Genomic DNA, 19471 nt, shown 5'->3' with positions numbered 1-19471 from the left:
CATTTTTAAGAATATGAAATTGTCAAATAAATATATAGCATTTGCAAGTGTCGCTTTATTAATGGCATCTTGCGATTTGGATAAATTTCCTGAAGGAGATTACATATCTGAAGAACAGAAAGAAGATATAATCAATGGCAGACCTAATTTGATAACTGCTGAAGTGAACGCTATGGCAGCCAAATTAAATACTTTTGGTACGATTTCAGATGATGCCACTACTTATCATAATGACTATGGTATTCCTGCGGTATCTATGATATTGGAATCAGGAGGGCAGGACTTGGTTGCATTGGTTAATGGATATAACTGGTTTAATACATCTCAGAATTATAGTGACAGAGTATACGATAGTTCAAGCGATGAATTGATTTGGAAAACGTTCTATAATCACTTGAAAGCTGCAAACAATGTATTGAAATTGATAGCGGCAGATACGGAAGATTCTTCTTTGAAGGTTTATCGTGGCCAAGCTTTAGCTGCTCGTGCTTATGACTATCTGAACTTGGTTCAAATTTATCAGTTTACTTATGCAGGTCATGAAAATAGCCTGGCAGTACCTATTGTTACAGAAACAATGACTGATGAAGATATGCAGAATAATCCGCGTGCAACTGTACAGCAGGTGTATGACCAGATTATGAGTGACCTGAATACGGCTGCTGATTTATTGACCGGGTATGATAATGGCTCAAACAAAGATCAGATTGATGAGGCAGTAGTTTACGGATTGCGTGCTCGTGCTAATCTGTTAATGCAAAAATGGGCGGATGCAGCTAAAGATGCAGAACGTGCCATTGCTGGCGGTACACCTCAGACTTTAGCCCAGGTATCTACTCCTACCTTTAATTCAGCATCGGCAAGTTCATGGTTATGGGGAGTGATGATTACGCCTGATAATGATGTTGTCCAGACAGGTATTATCAACTGGCCTTCGCACTTGTGCTCTTTTACCGGGAACGGTTATACTTCAGGAGTGCCTGATGGATATAGAAAGGTGAATTCTGCATTATATGATTTAATACCCGAAACAGATATCCGTAAACAATGGTTCTTGTCTCCGGATAATAAATCTTCATTGATTGATAATGAGCAGATTGAGGGTACTTCCATCGTTGAATATTTTGGTTTGACTCCGTATGTAAATACAAAGTTCGGAGCTTATCAAAGTATATTTGGTAACACAACCAATGCGTCAGACTGGCCTTTGATGCGTGTTGAAGAAATGTATCTGATAAAGGCTGAGGCAGAAGCCATGGGTGGTAATCTGAGTGGCGGAAAGAGTACATTGGAAAATTTTGTACGGACATATCGGGATCCTTCCTTTACAAGTAAAGCTAATTCGGCACAGGATTTTCAGGATGAGGTTTGGTTGCAGCGTCGTATGGAACTTTGGGGAGAAGGTTTCTCACTGTTCGATATCCTACGCTTGAAAAAGCCGGTGGTTCGTAAGAATACGAATTATGACCCGTCTGTACAATATAATTCAGCAGCAGAAGCGCAGATCCTGATCTATCGGATTCCGCAATGTGAAATGGAAACCAATTCCGGAATCAGTGACACTGATAACAATCCGGCTGCTCCACAACCACAACTATAGGGAATAACTGTAATAAAAAAGAGGATGACGTTCAACGTTCATCCTCTTTTTTTCTTATATTTGATGTAGTCTGAAGGTATTTAATTGACTACAAATAGATTAAAAGAAACTCGCATGAGAATAGGCAACGGATAAGAAATTGGTAAAGTGCTTTGATACACTATATTTCTCATGCTGTCAAACAACTCTTATTTGTTTGCAAATATAATATTATTGCAGGTAAAAATCAAAAATAACGAGGTTTATTTTCATTTTTGCCTGCTGATATTTGTTCCGGATTGTCGGATGCGATATATTTGTAATTAGGATTCGTACCGTGTTCCAAGCGGTTCATAAGTAACGACTTGCGGAGCTTTGGCAACAAGGGGATGCGGCTCCGTTTTATAGAAATGACTTATGCAAACCGACTTATCCATTTACAACAGTCTTCGCCCTTCCTTTATAGAAGGCGTTCACGCCGTGAAGTTCAATGCTTTGTCGGCGGTCATATCGCGTTACCGGGATTATGCCCGCAGTTCCGAACAAATAAAAGCGTACTCGGGAGATTCTCTTCTGATGCGGGACATTGCCTCCTTGCTTGACGAAGCACCCCGTCCCATAACGGGGGAATACCAGGATTTCACCCCGTTCCTGCTTCTTCTGATGCTTTCGGAGGAGTTTCATGCCGTCCATTACGTCGAGCGTCTTGTAACGTGGTATTTCGGCTACTGTTGTGTCGATGAACTGCGGACGGTCTGCACCATTCTGTTCCAGTGTTCCTACCCGCATCACGACACGCTGCGGCTGCGGTTTAAGAATTACCTGCGTGAAGCCCGTAAGACATTGGGTATGCCCGTTGAATGTAACGCTGCTGTCATGCTGAAAATGCTCGACGCCTCTTATGAACATCTCACTCCCGCCGATGTCGGGGAGTTCGAGGAGCTGTTGCACCTGGGGGACGATTACGAGTTCATCTCCCGTGTCAAATCGAATTATCTTGCCTCGGATAACGTCACGGAACTCGCCGGGGTTTGCGGGTATTCCAGCACGATTACCTTCCGCCGGCGTTTCCAGCGGGTTTTCGGCTGCTCGGCCTCCTCGTGGTTACGTCAGCGCCGTATCGAACGTATCGGGGAGTTGCTGCGGACGACACACTACACGTTGCAGGAAATAGCCTACATGTGCGGTTTCTCCGCCCAATCCCACTTTACGGACTTTTGCAAGCGGAATATGGGGAGCAATCCCACTTCCATCCGCCAGGAAGGCCGGATCTGACATTAAAATCGGCCTCGTGATAAAAAAACGAAGAGAAAGATAAAAATCGTAATCCGCCGGTTTTTCGATTCGCTAACTTTATACGCGAAAGTAACAAGACGGATTATGATTGCATTTATAGAAAAATTAAACAGCGAAGTCCTGCGGAGTATCGAACGTATCGAATCGCGGGATACCGACGTGTTGAAAAAGTCGCTTGAAGCGTCACGTGTCCTGGGAGAAGCGTTCGACCGTTTGAAACAATATATCATCGGCTACCGTTTTCAAAACGATGACGAGGAAATAAAGTTCTTCAAAGAAATCAAACCCCGTCTTTTTTGCCGTCTGATCTATTACCGCAAGCTCTACAATATCGAGATGAACCGTCCGGTAGGAAGTATCGAGGCACAACGGGAGTACCTGGACGCCCATGTTCGGGCCATCAACGCGTACACGCAGAAACGCCTTGACTTTATCCGCTATTTCCGCAGCGGCGCTACACACCTGGACAGCCTCTATTTCCTGCGCGGGCAGACCGACACGGAGCAATACCTGGAAACCTTCTACTATGAACTCGACCCGCAGTTTTCGACAAACGCGGATTTCAAGGTGGCGAAAATCCTGGCCAACGATATGTTGTCGGTTTATCTTATGGGCGAATTGGAATCACTGGAGAGCACGAACCTCCGGAACATGGTTCTGCCATTGTCTGACGTGCGTCCGACATGGCAGGACTCGAAGACGGATCTGACGGAACTTATTTACCTGCTCGACAGTAAAGGCTGTTTCGGCAATGTGCCACTCACGCAACTTGCCAGCTACATTTCCAACGCTTTCAACGTACACCTCGACATGAACCTTTCGAGGACATTCTGCGATATGAAAATCCGAAACAACCCGACACCGTGGCTTGACAAGGCGAAAGAGGCCCTGCTTAAACGTATGCAGACGTGGAAGCGAAACAAGAAAAACGGCAATTCCGAGTAGAATATGAACCGGTAAAGCACTCTATTCCTTATAGAAACACTGATAATCAGCGTTGTATATAACAAAAGAACCGAGGTCGGTTTTCCCCCGTAACTCTCGAAAGGAACTTTCCCGAACGCCCGTATTTGCACCCGTATAAGGAGCCGATACGGGTGTTCCGTTGTAGCCCCGTCCGGATTAGAACACCGTTAAGCGTTGAATCACAGTATTCTATCGCATTTCTGCCCATAAAAATACCGAGTACGGGCCGCGGATTTCGGTAAAAAACACTGCCTTCTTCACCGCATGAACCGTTGAGAATCAGTTCACTGCAAATTATCAAAAAAAAGTCGTACCGACCTCGTTTTAAGCTGTCCATATAAGCCCGACCTTTGTAACAGACTAAAAAACAAAGGAGTATGAAAATCATAGTGATCGGTTCGCGAGCCTATAACGAGCTTGTCGGGCGTATAGAGAAAATAGAGGCTGCAATCGCCTCTCTCCCTGAAAAGGGGCGTGCATGGAATAAGGAGTATATAAACGACGAATGGATGGACGGCGAGCAGGTCTGCCGTTACCTGGGTATCAGCGGGCGTACCCTTCAACGCCTCCGCTCGGATCACGTGATCACCTATTCGGCCATCAACCGGAAGCTGTATTATTCCCTCACGGAAATCCGCCGTGTGCTGAAGGAGCGTTCCGTGCGGCGCAAGAACCAACCAAAGGAGTAGGCCATGTTTCTGGACAAGGAATATTTCGACGGATGGATGCAGCGGCTCTCGGAACGGCTGGAACGTATCGAGAAGCTGTGCGCGGGGGACGTGGAGCAACCGCTTTCCATCCTGCCTGACGGGGAGCGTCTTCTGGACAATTACGACCTGTGCCGTATGCTCAATATCAGCAAGCGCACACTCCAGCGTTACCGCACCTCGGGAGAGCTGCCTTACGAGATGATCTATCACAAGACCTTCTACCGGGAATCGGACGTCCTGCGGTTCATCGAGCGTAACTTCAGTAATTTCCGCAAGCTGAAAAAGGATCGTCCTGCCGGTTCCGGTTAGGCCCTGTCCCGAGAGTCCGGCGTCATGGAAAAACGCGGAGATACATGGAATAAGGCACGACAAGGCGGTACAACCGCTCGATATTTGCCGTAAAATCAGTATGTTTGCTGAATGAAGCCTATATAATAATGAAGCAATGAAAGAAACTGATAAAATATATCCTGCCGACAAAGGGGAGGAAGAGCTGCTGCATAATGTGCGCCATATCTTGCAGGAAGCGCGCGCGAAGGTGATACATCATGTCAATTCGACCCTCGTGAGGGCTTACTGGCAGGTAGGGAAATACATAGTGGAGTACGAGCAGCAGGGAACCGACCGTGCCGGATATGGCAAGGCTGTCATCAACACCCTTTCCAGGCGGCTCGTGGCGGAGTTCGGAAACGGGTTCACGGCCACCAACCTGCGGTACATGAGGCAGTTTTACCAGTGCTACCCGAAATATCACACGCTGTGTGATAAATTGAGCTGGTCGCATTGCCGCACGCTTCTCAAGGTGTCGGGCGATGCCGCCCGTGATTTTTACCTGCACGAGTGCGTCAAGGAAAACTGGAGTGTCCGGCAGCTCGACCGCCAAATCAACACGCTTTTCTATGACCGCCTGCTGGCCAGCCGAGACAAGAAAGCTGTGAAAGAGGAGATTTCCCGTACCGAACCCGGACGTGTCGAACCCAAAGAGATCATCCGCGACCCGTATATCCTGGAGTTTCTCGGTATCCCGCAGGGAGAGCATTTTCTGGAAACCGATCTGGAGCAACTGCTCATCAGCCGCTTGCAGCGCTTGATGCTCGAACTCGGGAAAGGCTTCGCCTTCGTCGCGCGACAGAAGCGTATCTCCTTCGATGACAAGCATTTCTACATCGACCTGGTCTTTTACAATTACCTGGCCCGTTGTTTCGTTTTAATAGACCTTAAATCCGGGGAGCTGACCCATCAGGATTTGGGGCAGATGCAGATGTATGTCAATTACTACACCCGTGAGTTGATGAATCCCGGGGATAACCCTCCGGTGGGTATCGTCCTCTGCGCGGAGAAAAACGACGCGGTCGTCCGTTATACGCTGCCCGAAGATGAAAAGCAGGTCTTCGCCGCCCAGTACATGACCTATCTTCCCACGCAGGAGGAGCTGCAAACACTCTTGCAGGAAGTGTGACGACAACGCTCACGGACATATGAAAAAAGCCGATGGAAATCTGTACTTCCGTCGGCTTTTCGTTTACATCTTGATCCCTTTCTTCGCAGGGCCGTTCTCCGGCGGGCTGCCCACGCCCGCGATCACGATGCGCCCCCCGGAGGCGTCGGCAATCTGCCGCAGCCGGGAAGGAATACGGGCCGCCGTGTTGTCTTCCTTCGGGAGCTCTTCCGCCGTGTCATGCCGTTCCCGGCACACGTCGTTATCCTCCTCCGCCTCCTTTCCCTCGCTCTCTTCTATCGGTTTGAGGCTTTGCTGTATCCTGCGGTCTATTTCCGTCAGGTCAGCTTTTAGGGCCGTCAGTTCGGGCTCCTTGCGCCAGGAACTTTCCACCACTTCCCGCAGGACGGGAATATCTTTCTCCAGTTCCTCATTCTTTTTCCGGAATTTCTCCAGTGTCGGCTCGATGGTCGCGAGCGCGTGGATGAAGTTCATCGCCGCCAGTCGCGGGTCGGAGGCGATATTCCCGTAGTTATACTGGTATAGATAATCCCCTTCACCCCGGACATAAAAACGGTTCTGCACCAGGTCGAGCCCGTCTTTCCCGGTCGTTTCGCTCTGGACGAGCAGCTCGAACCCGTAGAGGCTCCCGATGGGTTCGAGCCTGTCGAGCGTGCGTGCCGTTTCGGCGATATGGTTGAGCTGTTTCCCGATGAGCTTGGGGTCGGAGGTTTCCAGCCCGTTCAGTTTCACGGGATTGCGGTACGAGCCGTCCTCGTTGAACTCGACGCGGGCCTTGAAGTGTTCCAGATCCTTGCCGATACGCCGTATCAGGTCGTTGTTCTTCTCTATCTTCTCCGTGATCTGCTCCAGCTTGTAGCGGCTCGATGATTTGCCGCGCACGAATGCCTGGCGTTCGCTTTCGAGCGTGGCAATCTTCTTCTCCAGGCGGGCTTTGTCCAGCAGGTCTGTATTTCCCGAGAGGACGGCGACATACTCGGAAAAATTCATGCCGCTCTTTTCGTCGATGGCCCCCTCGTCGATGGTACGGCTTCCCATGTTGTTGGTCTTGAGCTGGCGGATGAACAGTTGCTTGTTGTGCAACAGCCCGAACTTGTAGGCGTCGAGCGACTTCTCGACGGCGTATAATATCACGTCCACCTTGTTGTCGGCATGGAGTTTGGCGATCTCGTTCCCGGTGCGTATTCCCCGCCCGTCGCGCTGCTCCAGGTCGCTGGGACGCCAGGGGCAGTCCAGGTGGTGTATCGCCACGCAGCGTTTCTGCGCGTTCACTCCCGTCCCGAGCATCTCGGTCGATCCGAAGAGTACGCGGATTTTTCCGGTGTTCATACCGGCGATCATCTCCTTGCGCGCTTTTTCCGAGGTCGCCTCCTGGATGAACCGCACCTCGCTTTGGGGTATGCCGTAATCCTCCGCGAGTTTACGCCGTATCTCGGAATAGACGTTCCACCCCGCTCCGGGTTTGTAGGTTCCCAGGTCGGAGAATACGAACTGCGTACCTTTGTACGCCTCGAAACGGCGGTAGTAACCGGCAATCATACGGGCGCAGTGGCTCGCCTTGTTGTCCACGTGGTCGCTGTATAGTTCGGGGTCTATCATACGCATATCGAGCGACATCTTGCGGGCGTAGTCTGTGGCAATGAGCATTTTCGCCTTTTCCTCCCGCTCCGAGAGCGGCAGGCGGCCCAGGAGCGTGGCATCGCCCGATTTGGCGAACTGCACCAGTCGTTCTATGAACTCCGTCTGCTGGGGTGTCGGCGGGATATTGTGCAATATCTCGTTCTTTTGCGGTCGGTCGATCCCTATATCCTCCGCCGAGCGGTAATCTGTAATCTCGGAGTAGAACATGGCCAGTTCGGGAACCTTGATGAAATATCGGAACCGTTCTTTCTGCACGACCTCGTTGGTCACGGAAAACTCGTAGTCGATGGTTTTCTTGGCAAATATGGCCGCCCAGGCATCGAAGGTGCGGATATTCTGACGCTCCAGCTCCTTCGGGCGCAGGTACTTGAAAAGCAGGTACAGTTCCGTGAGCGAGTTGGAGATGGTCGTTCCCGAGAGGAACGTCGCCCCCAGGTCGCGGCCCGTGCGCTGCTGTATGGTACGCAGCGCGAAAAGCATGTTGAGCGCCCGCTGCGACCCCTCGGGATTTCCGAGGCCCGCCACCCGGTCATGCCGGGTCGTGAAAGTCAGGTTCTTGAATTTATGGCTCTCGTCCACGTAGAGGTGGTCGATACCCATGAGGCGGAAGTCCACGGCGTCGTCCTTGCGTGTTTCCAGCGCGTGCGCCACCTTCTGCAACTTGGCTTCCAGGTTGGCCTTGCGTTTCTGACACCCTTTCATCATGGCGCGGGAAACGTCCCTGCCTTGTGCTTTGAGCACTTCGAGGTTCTCCTCCACACAGTCCAGCTCGGCCTGCAATATCTCCTGCTGTATCTCCGGAGACTGGGGTATCATGCCGAACTGTTCGTGCGAGAGGATCACGGCGTCCCAGTCGTTGTTGCGTATCTCCCGGAAGATGCGCTCACGCTTCTGGGGCGTGAAATCCTCCTTGCCCGGGTAGAGGACTTTGGCCATCGGGTAAGCGGTACAGAACGTCCGGGCTATTTCATGGATGTTGGCTTTCAGCCCGATAATCATGGGTTTATTGGCCAGCCCGAGGCGTTTCTTCTCGTAGGCCCCGCAGCACATGATGAGGGTCTTTCCGCCGCCCACCTCGTGGTCGATTATCCCGCCGCCGAGCAGTTTGTCCATCCATATCGCGTCCTTCTGGCTGTCATACAGATTGTCTATTCCCAGCCCCTTGAGGTCGAGGTCGGGGAATTCCTGGTGCGTCCCGTCGTACTTCGGGCGCACGTAACAGTTGAAAGTACGGTTATAGAGGTCTGTCAGGCGGTCTTTGAAGTCGGACGACTGCTCGCGCAGCCATTCGGGGAAAGCACCCCGGATCTCGTCTATCTTGCTGTTGGCGAGCTGTATGGCCTCCCCGTCACGCACTTTGACCTCCCGCCGTTCGCCGTCCACCCATTTGAGGACGGTCTTGGTGATGTCGGGCGAAGTGTTTTGCAGGGCGTGTTTCAAAAGGTGCAGGCCGTTGTACTTACGGGTCTGCGCGCTGACGGCATACTGCTCCGTGATCTTCACGTTCGTCGCTTCCGCCTTCACGCCGTACTCGTCCAGGTTGGAGGCGAAGGTGATCTTCACCTCCGTATCGAAGAGCGAGGAGGCGAAACGCTCGTAAACACCTTTTGGAATCCACCGTTCGCCCAGGTTGAAGTCCAGGTCGTCGAAAGCGATGGGTTTGGGCGTCGCCTCGCGCAGAGCCTCCAGCGATTCCCGGGCCGGGGCGTGGTCGGGATTCTCCCGCAGGAACGCCTCGATCCGTTCGGCTTTCCCGATGACATTGCCGGCGATGAACTTGTCGGCAACCTCGTAGCCGTCCGTTTCCGGGTTGTAATAGATACGTCCTTTCAGTTCCCCGAGTATTCCCTCCACGGTAGTTCCCGTGAGCGAGGCCATGTAGTGCGGTTCCACCCGGCCGTACTTGTTCAGGCTGGCCACAAGGGCCTCCGAAGCGTCGTCGGCGTGCGTGATCTCATCGGGATTGAAGGCCACGGGACGCTCGAAGATGTCGGCTTTGCGTGCCTTGCCGTCGATGTAACGCTCCAGCGATAGAATCTCCGTCCCCCGCGCGTCCATCTTGATCAGGTCGAGGTTGCGTTTGTCATTGAGCCGTCCGAAGCGTTCGGTGAAATTGTCGTAAAGCCGGTTGAGCATCTCCCGCAGGGCGGGGTTCGCCGTCAGCGTTTCCGCCTCGTTGTTATAAAGGTGGTAATAGGCATCGCGTATCTCGATATACATGGAGGCTTTCGTCCGTTGTGCAGGCGTGAGTTCCAGCGGGTGGAACATGGGTTGCAGGGATTCAATCCCCCGCAGGTAGCCGACCCGGTTTTGTCCGTCCGTGACGAGTGTCCCTTCGCGGAAATAGGGGGCGACCTCACCCTCGAACGGGCGGGGTTTCATATCCGCCTCCCGTATCTGCGGCATTTCTTTACCGGGTTCTTCCTCCTCCGGATTGTCCGGCGTGTCGAACAGGCTGCCCGTTCTCGGCGTACCGGCGGCTTGTTTCCGTCTGTCTTTCGGGGCTTCCGTCGGGGGGCGTACCGCCTGCCGTTCCCGCTGTTCCGGGGTTTCCTGCTGCCGGGCGTTTTGCCGGCGCAATTCCGCCCTCCGTTCCGGGGTAAGCGACATCATCATCTCGTAAAAGCCGTTGATCGGCGGGTTGTCCTCCCAGTTCAGGGAGGCATACAAGTCTTCGGGATCACGCTCCGGTGGCGTCGTTTTCGGCATTTCGCTCTTCTGTTCCTCCGGAGAGGAGGCCGGGGCGAATAACGAGGGTTGCCGGGGCGTCTTCCGCTTTGCTCCCCGGCGGCTGTTCCTTTTCTTGGATATACCGAGTTCTGCCTGCCGCCGCTCCTCGGCGCTGAAGCCGAACAGATCGTAGAGCGTCAGCAACGGTTCCTGCTGCACGTTTACCGGTTCGGCAGCTTGGGTGGCAGGTACGGGAGCCGCCGTTTCCACCGTGTCGAAAAGCGACCCGGCGAAGCCCTCCTGCGGTTTCGGTTCCGTTGTTCCGCCCACGTGCTGCACGGGAGTATCTGCCATGCCGAAATCTTCGGGTTTCGGCGGGTGCTGCTCCCACAAGCGATTCTCCCGCTCTTTCGACCAGGCCCCGAAGTCGGCCAGATCCTCTCCGGTCGGTTCTCCGGCGGGAGTGGCGGCAGAATCCGGTAACGCTTGTCCGGGTTTGTTTTCGATTCGGGTAATCTCCCCGGTTTCGGTATCGACATGGTAGCCCTGCGCCGCCATTTCGGCGACGACGCGGCGTTTTTCCTCCTCTTCCCGCTGCTGCTGAAGGTTACGGGCGTCGGCTATAATCTCCTTGACGATTTCTCCGGCAAGGCGGGGCTCGTGTCTTTCGGCACGCTGGCGTTCCGCCTGACGGGGACGGGACAATTCCCGCTCCGGTGTACCGGGTGTCTGTTCCGGAGCATGTTCCAGGCAATAACTCTCGTTGAAATGCCGGTTGAAATCCTCTGAGAGCATACGCCGCATCTCCCGGTCGATGCCGTCCACGCCCTCCGCGTGGGTGAACTCCATCGCCGGTTTGCCGTAGGGGTCTTTGCCTACTTTGGCCTCGGTATGGATCACCCTGTCGAACGACTGGAAAAGGTTGTTTATCCGGATGCCGTTCGACAGCTTGCGGGATTCGATGAAATCCCGCTGCCGTTCGGACAGTTCCCCCGTGGCGGCTTTCTTTTGCAGGATAACCAGGTCGCTGCCGACCTCCGTCCCCGCGTGTTCTGTAAAGAGGTTGTTCGGCAGCCGGATGGCCGATACGGGCTCGCAGCGGTTCATCAGCCACTCGCGCACGGGGCGTCCCTGCTCGGCGTTCAATACTCCCTGCGAGGTGATGAATGCCACCAGGCCGCCCTCGCGTACCATATCGACGGACTTCATGAAAAAATAGTTGTGCAGCGCCCGTGTGCCTTGCCGCCGCACGGGGTCGGTATGGGTGGAGAAGAACGGGTCGAAGAGCGCCACGTCCCCGAAAGGGATGTTGCTCACGGCCACGTCGTAGTAACCGGCGTATTTGGGTTCGATACGTTCGAATCCCTGTACCCGCACCCGTTTTTCGGGGTGCAGGTGCTTCAGGATCAACCCCGTGGCGGGGTCTTTCTCGAAGCAGGTGATCTCCGCGTAGGGGTCGTGGAAATCCACGGCATTGACGAAAACCCCCGTTCCCGCGCTGGGGTCAAGAATACGTTGGGGGGCGATCCGCGTATCCCATATCGCCTCCACGATGGCGTCTGCCACTTTCGGGGGCGTGTAAAAAGCCGTCAGGACGGAGTTCTTGATCCCGTCCATGTAGCGCTTGTATTTCCGTTCGTCGGGGGTGTTCGCCCTGATGACCTCTTGCAACTCGGCCACGAGCGTTGCCATGCCGTCCTTGTCCGGTTTCCCGGTGGGGTTTTCCAGCACTTCCTTGATGGCGCCGAAGCCGCTGTATGCGCCGAGTGTCCTTTCTTCTTCGGGAGTCGGCGCCCGCCGTTCCCTGTCGAGCGTGAAGGCCGTCTTCAGCGCGTCGATATTCTGGCGGAGGTGGGTTTTCTTATTGAATGCCATCTTCGAGAAGTATTTGGACGGTTCCCGTCAGTTCGGTATAGAACAGTTCATAGTCGGGCGTGTCGGCGAAGTCGTCCGTGAGGTCGTACTTCTCCAGCACCCCGCGGCAGAGGGGCAGCAGGCGTAGAGCCGCCTGCCGGGCGGTATCCTCGGGAATCTCCGCCTCGAATTCCCTCCAGAGGATGTTTACCAGCGTGTTGTAGGGTGAAAAGTGCAGTCCGCGGCAGAGTTCCTCGCGGGCAATTTCTTCGGCCTCGATGTGGTTGCAGCCCGAACGGATCGCCTCGCTGTACGCTTGGGCGGCGCTGTCGGCCCGCTCGGCGATGAACTCACTTTCGGCGATGAGTTCCGGGTGGCTGTCCTTGAGGTAGGATAGTAACGAAAGTCCGTAATAGGACAATTCCCCCGTGGGGGTATGGTGTTGCTTGTCTGGCATGATAAGAATTTTTAGTGGTCGTTGATAATCGGGGAAGAGAAAGGCGCCCCGGGTTCCCACCCGAAGCGCCGACCACTGAAAAAATCCTTATCAAACAAGCGTATCTCGTTATGACAGGTCTTTTCCAGTGGCAAAGGTAACGATTATTTCCGTTTGTTCCTCTTTCCCTGCCTGGGAGTATCGCGCGGTTCGAAAACGAACGAGGTCTTGAACTGGTCATCGAGCGTGAGGGCCGCGTCGAACGTCCCGCCGCCGTTTTTGACGAATCCCCGGATCGTGCCGGTTTTGCCTTTGGTCAGCAGTTCCGCGAGCTGCTTGTCGGTCAGCTCCTTGCGGGCCACGGTTCTCCATACGGTCAGGCCGCAATCGGGATTCTGACACTTGGCGAGTTTGGGATAGAACACCACGGGCCTGCCGCAACGCGGGCAGGCTGTGTCACTCTCCGCGCCGTCGATTCTTGCTTCCAGCAGTTCTTTGGCGATTTGCGAGGCGAAGACCTCGATACCGCGATGGAACGTCGGGGCGTCCATCTCCCCGGTGGCGATCTTCGAGAGGGCCAGTTCCCAGCCGCCCGTCATGGCGACATCGGCGATCTTCTTGTCCCTGACCACGGCATACACGGCCAGTCCCTTGTCCGTGGGTACAAGCGACTTTTTCTCTCGCCTGACATACTCGCGGGCAAAGAGCGTTTCGATGATGGCGGCACGGGTGGCGGGCGTGCCGATGCCGGCATCCTTCATCGCCTCGCGTTCGGCCTCGTCGGACAGTTCGCGTCCGGCGGTTTCCATCGCCGCCAGCAGGCTCGATTCCGTGTGAAGGGGGCGCGGCCGGGTCTGTTTCTGTTCCGTGACGCATCCCTTGACGGGCAGCTCGTCGCCTTGCACGATGTCGGGAAGGAGGGTCATGTCCTCCTCTTTCTCCTCGACAGGTTCATTCAGGACGGCCCGCCAGCCCGTCTCGACCATGATACTGCCGCGGGCCGTGAAATCATGTCCCGCGCTTTGCAGGGTAAGGGAAGTGTTTTCTTTCACGCAGGCCCCGGAAAAGGTTTCGAGCATCCGCCCCGCGACCATCTCATAGACGATGCGGTGGTCGGCATCCAGTTCGGAAGGGAGGTTCTCGGTGGGAAGCAGCGCGTGGTGGTCGGCGATCTTTTCGTTGTCCACGCTTCGGCGGGAGAGAGATGCGGTATCCATCCTGCCCGCGTATTCCGCGAAACGGGGATAGCGTGTCATGTTCCCGATGAGTGCCGGAATCTCCTCGGCCACATCTTCCGATATATAGCGTGAGCCGGTACGGGGATAAGTGATGAACTTCTTCTCGTAAAGCGACTGGGCGATGTCGAGCGTTTTTTCTGCCGAAAAACCATACCGACTGTTGGCCTCTTTCTGGAGTGTCGTCAGGTCGTACAAGAGAGGCGGCTGTTCCCTGGCCTCCTTGCGCTCCACGTTCACGACGCGTACCGTTCGGGCGCCGATAACCTCGGCGCGGGCTGCTTCCGCCTTCTCCCTGCCGTCGAATTTCTCCGTGGAGAGGACGGTGAACTCCGTGCCCTCCTTTGCCGTGGAGAGCTTCAGCCGGAAATAGGCGGCGGGCTTGAACGCCTTGTTCTCCAGGTAACGGGAGCAGATGATCGCCAGCGTGGGGGTCTGCACCCGTCCGAGCGACCAGACACCCCGCCCGGCAGCCACGGCAAGCGCTTGCGAGGCGTTGATACCGACGATCCAGTCGGCTTCGCTGCGGGCTTTGGCCGAGAGGTAGAGGTTGTCGTATTCGTTGCCGGGGCGGAGGTGTTGTAACCCCTCGCGAATGGCCCGGTCGGTCAGGCTGCTGATCCATAACCGCACGAAAGGGGTGCGGCATTCCAGGTAAGAGTAGATGTAGCGGAAGATCAGCTCCCCTTCACGCCCCGCGTCGGTCGCGACGATGATGCGCTCGGCCATGCCGAACAATTCCCGGAGAATACCGAGCTGCTTCACGACACCCGGGTCGGCCTTATACTCTTTACCCTCCCGAACCTGCCGGGGCAGGAGGATGAACGATGATGGCAGGATAGGCAGGTTTTCCCGGCGGAAACCCGCGATGCCATACTGTTGGGGCATTGCCAGCCCGACCAGGTGGCCGAAGGCCCAGGTTACGGCGTAGCCGTTTCCCTCGATAAAACCGTCTTTACGGTTCGTGGCTCCCACGATGGCGGCGATCTCACGCGCCACCGAGGGCTTTTCTGCGATAATTACTTGCATGATGATTCGGATTTTTCAGTGGTTGTTTTCTTGTTGTTCTTCTTCTTTCTCTTTTTCCGGACGGGCGATCAGCCGGCGGTCGTAATAGACATGGTTGCCGTTCCCGTCGTAATACAGCCGTCCGTCGTCCGCCTTCTCCGGGGGGCTGCGTTTACCCGGCCGGAGGTACAAGGCAGCCAGCGCCGCGATCAGGAGCGGCATGGCTCCGGCCTGCATGTAGAACCATTTCATACGTTATACCTTGGCACCTTTGGAGTTGCTCTTTTTGCTGCTGCGGTAATTTTTCTTCTGCGCCGGGGTGGCCTCCTGCTGTCCCTGCTTGAGCGGCTCTTTCACACCTTTGACCGCTTCGACGGTCTTGCCCTCGGAATTGACGGCGACCTGGGTACGGCTTTCAACGGCGGGTTTGACCTCCGCCCCCTGCCGTTTCGCACGGTCGGGATTCCAGCGGAAGAAGTCCATCTTGTTACGCTCGAAGTTGGGCTTGACCCAGGCGTTGAACGGCTCACCCTGCCCGTCCTTGACCATGCCCTTGATGTAGAAAGCCTTGACATCCGCCCGCTTGGAGGGATCATTCACCGCTTCCGTCCACTGGTCATAAGCCTCTTTGGGCACGGAGGCTTTGAGGATTGTCCGGTGAATCGTGAGCGTGGGCTGTCGTTCGGAGGCCGTAGTTTCCTGCCGTCCGTTTTTCTCGGCGGCCTTCTGGCGGTAAATCTCCTTGTTCTCCTGGGCGTAGCGGTTGCGATCCAAACCGTCGTAGGTAAAGGAATAGTTACGTTCGGCCGCGTCGATTTGGATATAGGCATCCCGCTTATAACCCGCGCGGGTGGTATATCCTTCGAGCAACACCTTGCCGCCGCCGTAGAAATCCATCTGCTTGCCTTCCGAGAGGTCGGCCTCCTTGATGCGGGCACGTTTTTCGAGTAACGAAACGGGCATGGGTTCCAGCGTGTTCGTCCATTTGTCTATCGACACGTAGCAGGGCGTGAGCTTGCCCGGCTCCAGCTCCAGGTCGATCACTTTCCCGGCATGACGGGTGTTCATCAGGTTCGTTTTCGCCTCCTCATCGAGCAGCACCCCGTGGAAGGGGGCGTCGAGGTCGGGTCGTTCCTGCCAGTAATGCGGCACGACGCGCAGCGAGCCGTCCGCCTGCTCTTCGAGCGACACGCGCCCTTTGGTGGAAACACGCATCCCGTTCTCCAGTTCGGGGTTCATCTCCACCAGCCCGTTGGATTTATGTCCGTAAGACATGGCTTTCAGGTGCGGCTCGATGTCCTCCATGCGGATACCTTTCTTCTCCATATCCGCCAGGTCTATCTTCGTGACGTCCAGCGGCTCGAACTGCCGCTGCTCCTGCGTCTGGAGCCGTTCGGAGGGGTCGATACGGTAATTTTCCAGAATCTCCGGGTCGAAGTCGATGCGGATAAGTTTGTTCAGGGCATTCTCCGTCATGACGAAGATACCCGTGTGGACGGGGTTCTGGGCCTGTTCCATGAACTTTTTGAAGAAGGCTTCGAGGGCTGAATCCTGCGTGTTCACGTTCAGCAGGCTCGCCACGTTCTGATCCGTGGGGTCGGCGGTCTGGATATTGCCGTCCTGATCCACGCCGGTAACGGCTTGTAGTCGTCCGTCGTCGGCATTCTGAACGAGCATGACTTGTTTAGCGTCGTTCTTTACGTTTTCGTCCATAATTACGAGTGTTTTTAGTTAGCACCAATAGCGATGCGGGAACGAAAGTAAGGGGAACCGGCTGAACGTAAAAGAGTTGGAAAGGCTATGGAAGCATCGGGCACAGAAGTGGCCGCTTGTGGCGCAGGGCAGAGGAAATCGGAGAAACGGAGTGCCGGGAAGGACGGATTTGGCAGAGGGTATTTTCGTGGCTCCTCACCTTATTTGTCAGGTAGTCGGGATCTATTGTTAAATGTCAATAAAGCGCATGGATAACCCGTGTTTTTTTATAAATTTGCGAAAACGGGTTTCAATATCCGACAAAACGTGAGGCATGGAAATATATACCCCAAAAACCAAGATCAAACTTTCTCCGGTGATAAGAAACGGGAGAGAATTTGTCGAAGTGACTTTCGGTAATGACAATGACATCCGCTTGTCGCTGTCGAAGGAAGAAAACGTACTGCTTGTCGGCGGCAGGGCTTATCTGCCGGCAGAAGATTTCGTGCTTGCCGAGTTCTTCGACCGCTATGTAAAAATGGCGTTTATAGACTATTCTGCCATCAAGGAAACCGCACCCCGTAAAGAGGAAGACAAACGGCCGCCACTGCCGGAAGGCTATCTGGAAAAACTTCAGCAAGTGCGTTACAGTGACCATACCGTAAGGGTATATACCTCCTATTTCCGCGATTTCCAACAGCATTTCGAGGGGCGTAAGATTGAAACGGTTACTCCCGGCGAGATAAACGACTACCTGCTGTATCTCATCCACGAGAAAAACATATCCTCCTGCCAGCAAAACCAGCGTATCAACGCCATCAAGTTCTATTACGAGAAAGTTCTCGGTCAGGAACGGCGGTGTTACAAGGTGAACCGTGCCAAACGGGAGAAGACGCTGCCCGACGTGTTGAGCAAGGAGGAAATAAAGAAAATACTCGACGTGACGGTGACAGACCTGCGTTTCTTCTGTATGTTCTCCATACTCTATTCCGCAGGGTTGCGCATCAGCGAACTGCTGGAACTGAAACCCGGCGACATCAACGAATCCCGCTCCCTGATACGGGTGCGGCAGGGTAAAGGGAAAAAAGACCGCTACACCCTGCTGTCAAGACCGTTGATGAAAAAGCTGACGGAATATAACAGACTATACAAACCGAAAGTGTGGCTTTTTGAACACAGACCGGGAGAACCTTTCACCGAGAGTATCGTGTCGAAACGGCTGAAGGCAGCGGCCCGGGAAGCGGGAATCACGAAACGGATTTATCCGCACCTGCTGCGCCATTCGTTCGCCACTCACCTGCTGGAGCAGGGAACCGACATCAAGATAGTGAAAGAGCTTATGGGACATAACAATATCAAGACGACAGAAAGGTATGTCCACATAGCCGACACTTTCAAAAGCAATATCAAAAGCCCGTTGGACGATCTGTTGATGGAGGAAGACGAGGTCTGATACTTAAAGAAAATAACAGCCAAATCGGCTGATAGTATAACATTATCGGCTCAATAAAATGTTCAATTTTTAATTAGAAGAAATGAATACTAAAACAAATGATTTAAAAGAAGTTATCAAAAGTTGGATCATCAATATTGATAAAACAGAAGAATTGCCTTCTGATATTGTGGCTTTGAGCTTTAATCTTTATGAACCTTATGGTTTAGAAATGGTTGGTTCTACTTGGTTTGATGAAAAGGATGAAGATTGGGCATGTGATGAAAGTTTTGAACCAGCTCAAAGAAGTTGTCCTAATTTTGAAATTTCAGACAAACTAAAATGGGAAGAAGTGTTAGAAATAGTTGTAGCTATTCTTAAAGACTTACTCAATGAACTTGCTGACTTAAATATTTTTAGAGTAGAACATATCGCAGTTGGATTTGTAGATGGTGATTTGATTATCATTAAATAATCAATATGCCGATAACACGCACCGCAATCGCCTAAACGGTGATTAGCTGCCGGACATTAGTCGCTTGAAAAATAAAAAAAGAAAATGAGTAAGATAATGATATGGGTCGGTCAATTCGATTCCGAAGCTGACTTTGAGAAATATATGGATCAATCGGCTTTCCGTCAATGGTGGAAAGATTACGATGAAGACAATAAGGAACTTCGTTGCCAGTTCTGTAAGGAGCTTGGTGTAATGAGCTATGATGAGGATTTTCTTATTATGAAATTCACATCTGACGGCTTGGCAGGATTACTCAACCTTATTCCTGCTGATACCCAAAAGATAAGTCTGTCGATGGCTGATAAAAATATTACAATGGCAAATGCTGTTATCTGCTATAATTGTCGTGAGGGTATATCTCCTAAAAAGGCAGAGAATACCACAACCATGACTTATCTTGGTACGTTTGAGTTTGAACTGTCGCCTGAAGGAATGCAAGGGTCTAATGCTGGATTAGAATATATGATTTGGATTGGCACAACCGCTAAAAGTCGGGAAGAATTTATGGAGTATTTCAATCAAGATGAGTACATGAAAGAAATACGAGATTACGAAGAAGGTCGTACAAAGAAACGTCCCAATCCGGAACATCGCTGTCAGTTCTGTAAAGACGTTAATATAAAGTATTACTATCCAGAATTTCTAACTGTGGAAATTAAGGATGAACCCGAAAATCCTTTTAATCTTGTTAGAATGATGATTGATAACAAACTTGTCCTTGACTGGTATATTGAATCCGATATTGATGAATACCACATAAAGCCATCAAATTGTATTGTGTGCTATATACCCAATGGTTTCAAGGACAACAAAAGGAATCAGAAAATCTTTATTAAGAAGAAAAATTATGATTCATATGAAACACCTAAAAAATTTGTGGATGAATTAGACAGTTACAACGGTATTCAATATTTGGAAACTTATATTGCAGAATAAAGCGACTAACAAACGGATAAATTTCCCTTAAAGGTCGATT

The 19471-nt window shown here is 52.8% G+C and carries 15 protein-coding genes; 10 read left to right on the top strand and 5 right to left on the bottom strand.

Annotated features, from left to right (window positions below):
* The first annotated feature begins 13 nt into the window (after positions 1-13).
* The 6 genes from RE317_RS05485 to RE317_RS05460 all read left to right on the top strand — a co-directional run bounded on the left by RE317_RS05485 (position 14) and on the right by RE317_RS05460 (position 6010).
* The gene (locus RE317_RS05485; RefSeq protein WP_005839819.1) at positions 14-1600 is read left to right on the top strand and encodes a RagB/SusD family nutrient uptake outer membrane protein; all 1587 of its coding nucleotides are present in this window, start codon (positions 14-16) and stop codon (positions 1598-1600) included.
* Positions 1601-1996: 396 nt separating this feature from the next.
* Positions 1997-2854 carry a helix-turn-helix transcriptional regulator gene (locus RE317_RS05480; RefSeq protein ID WP_005681366.1) on the top strand — a complete coding sequence of 286 codons (858 nt, stop codon included), beginning with the start codon at positions 1997-1999 and terminating at the stop codon, positions 2852-2854.
* A 105-nt stretch (positions 2855-2959) separates the two neighbouring features.
* The gene (locus tag RE317_RS05475; protein WP_004303821.1) at positions 2960-3820 is read left to right on the top strand and encodes an RteC domain-containing protein; all 861 of its coding nucleotides are present in this window, start codon (positions 2960-2962) and stop codon (positions 3818-3820) included.
* A gap of 398 nt (positions 3821-4218) precedes the next feature.
* Positions 4219-4530, top strand: a complete 312-nt coding sequence (locus tag RE317_RS05470) for a helix-turn-helix domain-containing protein (RefSeq protein ID WP_004295488.1) — start codon at positions 4219-4221, stop codon at positions 4528-4530.
* 3 nt (positions 4531-4533) lie between these two features.
* Entirely contained in the window at positions 4534-4860 is a 327-nt protein-coding gene (locus RE317_RS05465; RefSeq protein ID WP_004295487.1) for a helix-turn-helix domain-containing protein, read from the top strand.
* Between the two features lie 136 nt (positions 4861-4996).
* Positions 4997-6010 carry a YhcG family protein gene (locus RE317_RS05460; protein WP_004295486.1) on the top strand — a complete coding sequence of 338 codons (1014 nt, stop codon included), beginning with the start codon at positions 4997-4999 and terminating at the stop codon, positions 6008-6010.
* Positions 6011-6073: 63 nt separating this feature from the next.
* On the opposite strand, the gene RE317_RS05455 is transcribed toward RE317_RS05460, so the two are convergent.
* The 5 genes from RE317_RS05455 to RE317_RS05435 form a co-directional block, all read right to left on the bottom strand.
* Positions 6074-12196: a helicase-related protein gene (locus RE317_RS05455; protein ID WP_259024770.1), complete on the bottom strand. Its 6123-nt coding sequence runs from the start codon at positions 12194-12196 to the stop codon at positions 6074-6076.
* On the bottom strand, positions 12183-12632 hold the full coding sequence (locus RE317_RS05450; RefSeq protein ID WP_004295482.1) for a DUF1896 family protein: 450 nt from the start codon (positions 12630-12632) through the stop codon (positions 12183-12185). The genes RE317_RS05455 and RE317_RS05450 overlap by 14 nt, the downstream gene beginning before the upstream one ends.
* Before the next feature lie 143 nt (positions 12633-12775).
* Positions 12776-14875: a type IA DNA topoisomerase gene (locus RE317_RS05445; protein ID WP_005681364.1), complete on the bottom strand. Its 2100-nt coding sequence runs from the start codon at positions 14873-14875 to the stop codon at positions 12776-12778.
* A gap of 15 nt (positions 14876-14890) precedes the next feature.
* A complete protein-coding gene (locus tag RE317_RS05440) occupies positions 14891-15106 on the bottom strand; it encodes a hypothetical protein (protein ID WP_005681363.1) in 216 nt (71 codons plus the stop codon).
* Positions 15107-15109: 3 nt separating this feature from the next.
* A complete protein-coding gene (locus RE317_RS05435) occupies positions 15110-16567 on the bottom strand; it encodes a DUF3945 domain-containing protein (protein ID WP_005681362.1) in 1458 nt (485 codons plus the stop codon).
* An 87-nt stretch (positions 16568-16654) separates the two neighbouring features.
* On the opposite strand from RE317_RS05435, the gene RE317_RS05430 reads away from it, so the two are divergent.
* The 4 genes from RE317_RS05430 (at position 16655) to RE317_RS05415 (ending at position 19431) form a co-directional block, all read left to right on the top strand.
* Complete coding sequence (locus RE317_RS05430) at positions 16655-16822, top strand: hypothetical protein (protein ID WP_004303813.1); 168 nt, start codon at positions 16655-16657, stop codon at positions 16820-16822.
* Positions 16823-16880: 58 nt separating this feature from the next.
* On the top strand, positions 16881-17999 hold the full coding sequence (locus tag RE317_RS05425; RefSeq protein ID WP_004319196.1) for a site-specific integrase: 1119 nt from the start codon (positions 16881-16883) through the stop codon (positions 17997-17999).
* A gap of 82 nt (positions 18000-18081) precedes the next feature.
* A complete protein-coding gene (locus tag RE317_RS05420) occupies positions 18082-18453 on the top strand; it encodes a hypothetical protein (protein ID WP_118363326.1) in 372 nt (123 codons plus the stop codon).
* 84 nt (positions 18454-18537) lie between these two features.
* Complete coding sequence (locus RE317_RS05415; RefSeq protein ID WP_005681356.1) at positions 18538-19431, top strand: immunity 22 family protein; 894 nt, start codon at positions 18538-18540, stop codon at positions 19429-19431.
* Positions 19432-19471 lie beyond the last annotated feature (40 nt).

Source organism: Phocaeicola sp. GP0067 (assembly GCF_031119655.1).
In the GTDB taxonomy this organism is placed as follows: Bacteria; Bacteroidota; Bacteroidia; order Bacteroidales; family Bacteroidaceae; genus Phocaeicola; species Phocaeicola vulgatus.
Note: the sequence above shows the minus strand (reverse complement) of the source record. Positions and strands in the feature narration are given on the sequence as shown.